Below are 8,370 nucleotides of genomic sequence, written 5' to 3' on the forward strand. Positions count from 1 at the left end.
CTCGCTTTCCCGCAGGAGTCGCCATCTTCCGCTTTATAGACATGTTCTAATAGATATGGTATATAACTATAGCCATTTAATCTAAATCTGAAGATTTCTATTCTAAAATGCATTTGGATGCTCCTTATCTAAGAATTTATTCCTAGACAAAATTAGCAATTACAGATAGAGTCTTTGATTTAATAGATAAAATATATATGAAATGGGTTCTTCATAAATTATAGTTGTGTTTTTTGTTTTTTAGGATAACTTGTAAATTTATGTTAATGTATTTATAGGAATTTCAAAAAATACAATAAAAGATGGTAAGGAGGGATTCTATGAAATTTGTACATATATTTGGACCACAAGCGGTTGGTAAAATGACAGTTGGGCAAGAGTTAGCGAAAATAACGGACATGAAACTTTTTCATAACCATATGACGATCGATTTAGTTAGTCATTTTTTTGATTACAGTACAGATGAAGGAAAAAGATTAGTAAATTTGTTTCGGCAGGAGATATTTGAAGAGGTTTCAAAAAGTAATTTGTATGGAATGATATTCACTTATGTCTGGATGTTCAATCTGGAGTCGGATTGGGATTATGTAAAACAACTCTCCCATCTTTTTGAGTCTAGAGGAGGCACTGTTTACTATGTAGAATTAGAGGCAGACTTAGAAGAGAGACTAAAACGAAATAAAACTCCAAATAGACTTGAACACAAACCTAAAAAAAGAGATATTGAATGGTCTGAAAATGACTTAAAACACACGATGGAAAAACATAGATTGAATTCCTTAGAAGGTGAAATCAAATTCCAAAACTATATCAAGATTAACAATACAAACTTAAGTGCTGAAGAAGTTGCAAAGATAGTTAAAGAAAGATTTCATTTATAGGGCAAAAATTGATAATAAAAAAACGCTTGGAATGTCCAAGCGTCTTTTGTTGCTAAATATACTACTAATTATTCTGTTATTTTTTTAATACCATTAAGTTACTCACAATATAGAAAGCTATTTACCAACAGTTAGTAACATTTCACGAATTGTTTTGCATGCGACTGCTGTAGATGCACCTGATGGATCATATTGTGGAGATAATTCTACGACATCTGCAGCTACAATATTGTTTAATTTTTGTAATGCTTTAATTCCATTTAACAATTCTTTGTAAGTAATACCGCCAGGCTCAGGTGTACCAGTACCAGGGAATGTTCCAGGATCTAATACATCTAAATCGATTGTTACATATACAGGAACATTTTCTAAATCATTTACAACTTCAGCAAGAGTATCTATAGAAAAACGCTCCATATACGTATGCTCTTTTGACCATTCAAATTCTTCTTTTAAACCTGAACGGATTCCAAATTGAAAAATTCTTCCATCTCCTAAAAATTCGTGACAACGACGAATAATAGAGGCATGTGATAGTTTTTCTCCCATATAATCTTCACGTAGATCTGTATGAGCATCAATATGAATAACATGTAAATCTGGATATTTTTCAAATACTGCTTGAATTGTTGGGAAGCTTACTAAGTGTTCCCCACCAACCATTACAAATTTTTTATCATCCGCTACAAGTGAACGAGTATATTCTAAAATCTCATCCATTGTTTTTTGTGTATTACCAAGTGGTAATTCAAGATCTCCACCATCAAAAACTGCCAGATCTTCTAAATCACGATCAAGATATGGTGAATAAGACTCTAGACCATAAGAGTCTGGACGAATAGCTTGCATTGCAAAGCGTGTTCCTGGTCTAAAACTTGTTGTTCCATCAAAAGGAATACCAAAAAGGACAAGATCAGATTCTTCATAATGATTATCACAACCAATGAAAGTTGAGATATTTTGTGGTTTAGTTTGCATTTATATGTTCTCCTTCAACTTGTTGATGCGAAAATTGCTAGTGTATATTGTTTATTCTATTCTTTCACTACTGTAATATGGTTTTTTAAATCCGATTCAGATAGGACATTACCAAATGTTTGAGAATAATAATGATATTGTTGAATTACTTCTTCTGAAATCAGCTCTCCTGGAATGACAAGCGGAATACCTGGTGGATAAATCATCAATAAATCTGCACTGATTTTTCCAATTGCCATATCAACTGGTACTAATTCATGTTCCGCATAATGAGCATCTCTTGGGCTAATTAATAACTTATTTGCATGTGTAGGTGTGACAGATGTTGAATAAATTGGAGTTTTTCCGCCATATACACGATCAATATCACTAAGAGCCCAAACTAATTTCTTCAACGAATTTTCGGTGTCAGCTGTAGTAATTACCGCCATTACCACATAGCCCTCTGCCAATTCCATTTGAATTTGATATTTTTCTTTTAATAATGTATAGACTTCAAAACCAGTTAGACCACAATCATTTACACGAATTACTAGTTTTGTCCAATCGTATGATTGCTTACATAGTTGGTTAACATAGTCATTTTTCAAAACTTCAAAGCAAGTGTTTTCTTCTATATCGTGAATAGTCTTTTCAACTATTGGCTTTAACGCTTTAAAGCGATCATATCCGTATAATGCTAACTCACGTCTTGCTGCGTCTAATGAACTCATCAATAAATAATTCGCACTCGTTGTTTGAAGCATATTCAACGTTTTTTGCATTGTTTTTGCGGAAATACGACCTTCATTTAAAAGCAGAATAGAACTTTGAGTAAGAGATCCACCTGTTTTATGCATACTCATTGTCACGATATCAGCCCCCGCAGAGATTGGATCAATTTGGCCTGGCGTAAACGCTAAATGTGCACCATGTGCGCTGTCAACGATCACAGTGATATCACGATCGTGAGCTAGCTTACAAATAGTTCTTAAATCATTCATAGATCCAAAGTATGTTGGATACGTCACTAAAATTGCTTTTGCTTCAGGATATGCTAATAAAGTTTTTTCAACATTTTTGACTGAAACCCCATGTGAAATGCCAAAATGGACATCCACTTCAGGTTCGATAAATACTGGTTTAGCTCCACTTAAAATCAATCCATTCATGATTGATTTATGGCAATTTCGAGGCACTATTAATACATCATCAGGTTTACAAGTAGCTAATATCATCGCCAAGATACCTGAAGTTGTACCATTCACTAAAAAGAAAGCGTGGTCTGCGCCAAATGCATTCGCTGCAAGCTGTTGAGCTTCTTTAATAACGGATTCTGGATGACTTAGAAGATCTAGTTCTTTCATGGAATTAACATCCATTTTCATTGTCATTTCACCGAGAACATTTTTTAGAGGATTTGATTGAGCACCCATTTTATGACCTGGTACATCAAAAGGCGTTATATTCTTTTTTGCATATTTTACTAATGCATCAAATAATGGCATTCTCTCTTGTGTAATTGCAATTTCACTCGTACGTGTTTGTTCTTGTATGATGTTCATTATGCTTCACCCTCCTCAATAAGTCTAAATGTTGAAAAAGGGCGTTCTACAACATCTTCAAATACTCCATTTAACAATTGATTTTCACTTTTATCCCAATATACTTTCGATGCGATTTCCGAAGTAAATAAAATTTGAACAGTCAATATAATCCTCTCCCACTAAAAAATGCTAATTTTAGCATAGAAAAAAGCTCTCCAACCATTAGAAGGAAAGCTTCGATTAATATCAACTGCTTATCCTCTTATCGTTCACAAAACTTTGTACATTTTGCGCTCAGGTTGAGCCCCAACATCTGATGTATGATCAGACTGGTTTGCCACCGTATCCTAGACCCCTCGTCTCAACGGTTACTAATAAGAGCAACTTTATTTATGCTGAAGCTAATACTAATTCATTTTTTTTAAACTGTCAATTCGATTTTTTTATAAACCTTTATTTATTTAGTGAAAATTTTTTCGTATAGTTACTTTAAATTAAAATCTGTACTAATCATTTAATGAATAGACTGTGAAATTAAGAAATTGACTTTCTACATATTTATATTGTAATTATCTATAACTTTTAAAATCAGCCTATATTTCAAGTGATTTTATAATTATCGTCTATTTTTATGCTTACGACAAAGTTCTCTATGAATTTAATAGATATAAGTAAAAAAATAATACAGAAATAAATCAAATATCTTATTGTTATATAACAATAAATTTTTTTATAACTTAAATATTTTTTGTTAGATCTATGTAAAATGTTAGGAAAAGATATACTTCAAATGATCATTAAGTGTTTTTAAAACGAAATAAAAACAGATGATCTAACTAAAATTCAGTTGATCATCTGTTTTATTGTGATAAAGATTTTACTTTCTGTTGATTAGGATGGATTGGATTAATCGGTGATTGTGATTTTGTGCTCATAAAGTTCTCCAGGGTATTCAATCGATAGGAAGGATAGTAACGGTAGGCTTAAATCTTGCGGAATACGAAAGTGGACATTATTGATATGGATATTCCGACCAAGTCTGTAAATACTCTCATAAAGAGAATCCTTTGTGTGCAACGTCACGCCTTCTCCCATTTTAGAAAAATACTCTACAACATAATGCATATTCTCTTTATAGATATTGAGTGTCAACATAAACATCACTTCCCTTTCTTTAATTTTACTATTTAAATTAAATTAAATAGTAATAGTATTATAACATAAAACAGAATTATTGTTACACTAATAAGCGTTATATTGTATTTTTGCGATTTCAATCAATTCAATTTTGTGTCACAATTCATATTTAAAGCTACACTGTTAATAGTACATGTTGTAATTTTTATAATACGATGATTTGTATTCAAATAATCTATATGCGAAAACTACATCCTAACACAGAATACAGTTTTAACCAAAAATTGTTTCAAATACTTTTAAAGTAAATTTTTCACAATCTAGAGTACCGATCATATACATCTTGCAGTGTTTCACAACCTATTTTTCGTGCTCTTTCAATATAGAGACTCCAAAGTTCAGCAGTTAGTATTGCATCTCCTAAAGTATTGTGCCGATTGATAATAGGAATATTGTTATAAGTACAAAAATCTTCGAGCTTAACGAGATCAATACTACGTTCAACAATTTTAAACAAAAATGCCGTATCAACGATGCGATGTTTAAATGGCGTTCTGAAAAAGCGATTACTTGCGTGTTTCATAAAGTTTCTTTCATGATTTGCATGATGTGCAACTAAAGCTGATTCTTTAACAAAATCAAGGAATTCGATAAGAACATTAGATGCTGGTGGCGCATCCCTTATGTCTTCATTTTTTATGCCTGTTAGCTGAACAATATTATGCGGAATAGGCTTCTCTGTATGCAAAAGTGAATAGAAAGTTTCTTCACAATGAATTTGTGAACCACTCATTTTAATCGCACCAATCGATAATATTTCGTCTCCCTTTTCCGGGGAAAATCCTGTAGTTTCAAGATCAAATACAACCACGTTTAGATTAGATAATGGAATCGTTAGTGCTGCTTCTGGCTGTATTTCTTTTTGTAAACCTCTCAAAAATGCAATTTGTTGTGCATTTAGAACTTCACCTAGCCCCCCTGTGTTGCGTTTTCCTTGTATGGATCTTAGTAATTGTTGAAACGGTTCAAAAGCCATATCTAACACCCTTTTTCAATAAGCTCGATTACTTCATCATGTAGTCTTATTCCATTTTTAATAATTTGTTTAATTTCCTTCCTATCCTTCTTCTCAAGCCTTTTTACATTTAAATAATGAGTGTCTGTATAGTGATCCACTTTATTTAGCGAAAGTCGATATTTTAAAAGATGATCAAAGTTTCTTTCGCAATTTCTTAGGAGATCTACATATTCTTCTTTTTGATTCAAATGATACATACGTGCGAGTGTCGAAGTTTCGGAAATTCCTTCCTTAATCGCTAGTAATCTTGTGGCATTCACATACGGTAAAAAAGCGGAATATTTTAAATCGATACATCCCCGATATATCCCGTAGTGTTCTACTATCATTTGACCAAATGGACCTATGACGTTTTTTACATGCATAATATTCGCTAATAATCGCTTCAGAAGATTCGGATGTATTCGTTGATATTCATATATAACTGATTTCAACTGCCTGATACAATTTACTTTTCCTTCTATAACTCGAGCATCATAAAAAATTTGTAAATAACGGATTGCTTCCCAACTTTCAGATTCCATCCAAAGAATAAGTTGTTTTTTCCATGCATCAAGAGATTTGCACCAAAATGGATTTGAACTCATAATATTGCCTTTACAATACGGGTATCCAACGATTGCGAGCCCATCTGAAAGTTCCTCCCCAAGAGCTTTAAAATAATAACTACTTTCTTCAGTATCCTCTTCAAAAATTAATCCATGATCCTGATCACTGATGAAACCTTGCTCAAGTCTGCCTCCACTTCCAGTTATAAACCACGAAAAGTTACAAGGTGGAACCCCTTTGTTTATATTAATAACTGCCACCTGTAATACTTTTCTCATCACACGATCATGAAATAAGTTTAGATTTTTTATATCATGATTAAACTGAGAGATTTTATGATTCTTCCATTCTTTAATAAATTCATATGTTAACTCCCGAGTGTACAACAGAAGCACTCCCTTTTTGTATGGCTATGTCAAAAGCACTGTAGATTTTTAGCCAGTATCATTACATGTTTCTTTATTATCTTCAACCAAATCTAACAGCGCCTTTTATAAGAAGCCAATACTTGTTAGGTTTCTTACTCAAGAACTAATGTAAGATTTACTTACAATGACAGTTTTATCTTTTCCTTGAGACACCATTTGTTCAGGATAACCATAACTACCATGTTCACTAATATCTAACCCCATAATTTCTTCTTCCTCGCTAACACGAATTCCTCCCATAACTTTCTTCATAACCCAAAGAATTGAAAAAGAAACAACAAATGCGTAAATACCTGATACTGCAACACCCATAAATTGAACTCCTAATTGATGCAATCCGCCACCGTAGAATAATCCTGGTTTACCAACTGTTGCAAGTTCTTTTGTTGCAAAGAATCCAGTGGATAATGTACCCCAAATACCAGGAATCCCATGAACAGATACTGCAAAGATTGGATCATCGATTTTTCTTTTTTCTAAGTATCGAGCACTATAGAATGTTAGAATTCCAGCAATAAACCCAATTACAACTGAAGCCCATACATCAACGAAAGCACATGATGCAGTAATTGCCACTAAGCCTGCTAATGCGCCATTTAAAATGATTGGAATATCTGGTTTACCTAACGCAACCCATGAGATCAAAGTAGCTGCTACTGCACCGGCTGCTGCTGCTAAGTTTGTGTTAAGAGCAACAAATCCAAAGAATACACCATCCACAGAAACCGTACTACCTGCGTTAAATCCAAACCAACCTACCCAAAGAATTAAGACAGCTAACGCTGTATACACTTGGTTGTGACCTGCGATGTTATTTGGTGAACCGTCTTTATTAAATTTACCAATACGAGGTTTTAAAATAATGGTTGCAGCAAGTGCAGCCATTGCCCCTGTTAAGTGAACAACTGTAGAACCAGCGAAATCTTGATTGCCGTGTTCTGATAACCAACCACCACCCCAGATCCAGTGAGCAATTACAGGATATACTAAAACTCCAAATAGAATGGTGAATACTACATATGCTGAAAACTTCGCACGTTCAGCAAAACCACCAAGAGCAACAGTAATTGAAATAGCAGCAAATGCTAATTGGAAGACAAAGAATACTGTTGTCGCAAGACCACCGTCTTTAACTAATTCTCCAGAGTAGAAAAAGTCCGACATTCCTACTAAGAAGTTTGCGTTTCCTCCAAAAATAAACCCATACCCTATTGCCCAAAAAACTAATGAGGCTAAACCAAAAGTGAAAATTGTTTTACCAGCTACGTGACCAGCATTTTTCATCCTTGTGGAACCGGCTTCTAATAAAATAAATCCACCTATCATTAAAATAACTAATATTGCTGCGATCATTGTCCACAAGCTATTCATCAGATATGTTGCATCCATGAATACCATCCCCATTTCTTTTATGTTATTTTATTTAACTAATATATGTTAGTTTTTCTAACATCGATGTTATTGTTTTTTATTTTACACGTTGAAATTGATAAGTCAATAGAATTTTCAGAATATACGTTATATTTCATCACATAAATTTGAATAAAACACTTCATCTATATAATTGAAGATTATATTTACGTCATTCTTATATGACGAACACAGCTGAGTTCCATAACAATAAAAAACACTTATTTGACCCGTTATAAAGTCAAATAAGTGTTTTCTTTTTTTATTAATCATTTTACAAATGAATCAATTTCATAAGTCCATTTTCGGTTTTTAAATACGAAGATCTCAACACATTAACTTTTCACTATTGACGCTTGGATATTCCGCTACAGACGGCGCTT

The 8,370-nt window shown here is 33.1% G+C and carries 7 protein-coding genes; 1 reads left to right on the forward strand and 6 read right to left on the reverse strand.

Annotated features, from left to right (window positions below):
* Window positions 1-320: 320 nt before the first annotated feature.
* Window positions 321-881, forward strand: coding sequence for an AAA family ATPase (locus ABE048_RS18310; RefSeq protein ID WP_430312710.1), 561 nt, complete (start codon window positions 321-323; stop codon window positions 879-881).
* 117 nt (window positions 882-998) lie between these two features.
* On the opposite strand, the gene speB is transcribed toward ABE048_RS18310, so the two are convergent.
* From speB to ABE048_RS18340, 6 genes are all read right to left on the reverse strand, one after another.
* On the reverse strand, window positions 999-1,859 hold the full coding sequence (speB, locus tag ABE048_RS18315; protein ID WP_430312711.1) for an agmatinase: 861 nt from the start codon (window positions 1,857-1,859) through the stop codon (window positions 999-1,001).
* 56 nt (window positions 1,860-1,915) lie between these two features.
* Window positions 1,916-3,403, reverse strand: coding sequence for an aminotransferase class I/II-fold pyridoxal phosphate-dependent enzyme (locus ABE048_RS18320; RefSeq protein ID WP_430312713.1), 1,488 nt, complete (start codon window positions 3,401-3,403; stop codon window positions 1,916-1,918).
* Window positions 3,403-3,549 (reverse strand): hypothetical protein, encoded by a 147-nt coding sequence (locus ABE048_RS18325; RefSeq protein ID WP_430312714.1) that lies wholly within the window; start codon window positions 3,547-3,549, stop codon window positions 3,403-3,405. The genes ABE048_RS18320 and ABE048_RS18325 overlap by 1 nt, the downstream gene beginning before the upstream one ends.
* 1,286 nt (window positions 3,550-4,835) lie before the next feature.
* On the reverse strand, window positions 4,836-5,558 hold the full coding sequence (locus tag ABE048_RS18330; protein WP_430312715.1) for an exonuclease domain-containing protein: 723 nt from the start codon (window positions 5,556-5,558) through the stop codon (window positions 4,836-4,838).
* A 2-nt stretch (window positions 5,559-5,560) separates the two neighbouring features.
* Window positions 5,561-6,535 (reverse strand): DUF294 nucleotidyltransferase-like domain-containing protein, encoded by a 975-nt coding sequence (locus ABE048_RS18335; protein WP_430312716.1) that lies wholly within the window; start codon window positions 6,533-6,535, stop codon window positions 5,561-5,563.
* Between the two features lie 138 nt (window positions 6,536-6,673).
* The gene (locus tag ABE048_RS18340; RefSeq protein WP_430312717.1) at window positions 6,674-7,966 is read right to left on the reverse strand and encodes an ammonium transporter; all 1,293 of its coding nucleotides are present in this window, start codon (window positions 7,964-7,966) and stop codon (window positions 6,674-6,676) included.
* Window positions 7,967-8,370 lie beyond the last annotated feature (404 nt).

This window comes from Rummeliibacillus pycnus (genome assembly GCF_050459865.1).
GTDB classification, from domain to species: Bacteria; Bacillota; Bacilli; order Bacillales_A; family Planococcaceae; genus Rummeliibacillus; species Rummeliibacillus pycnus_B.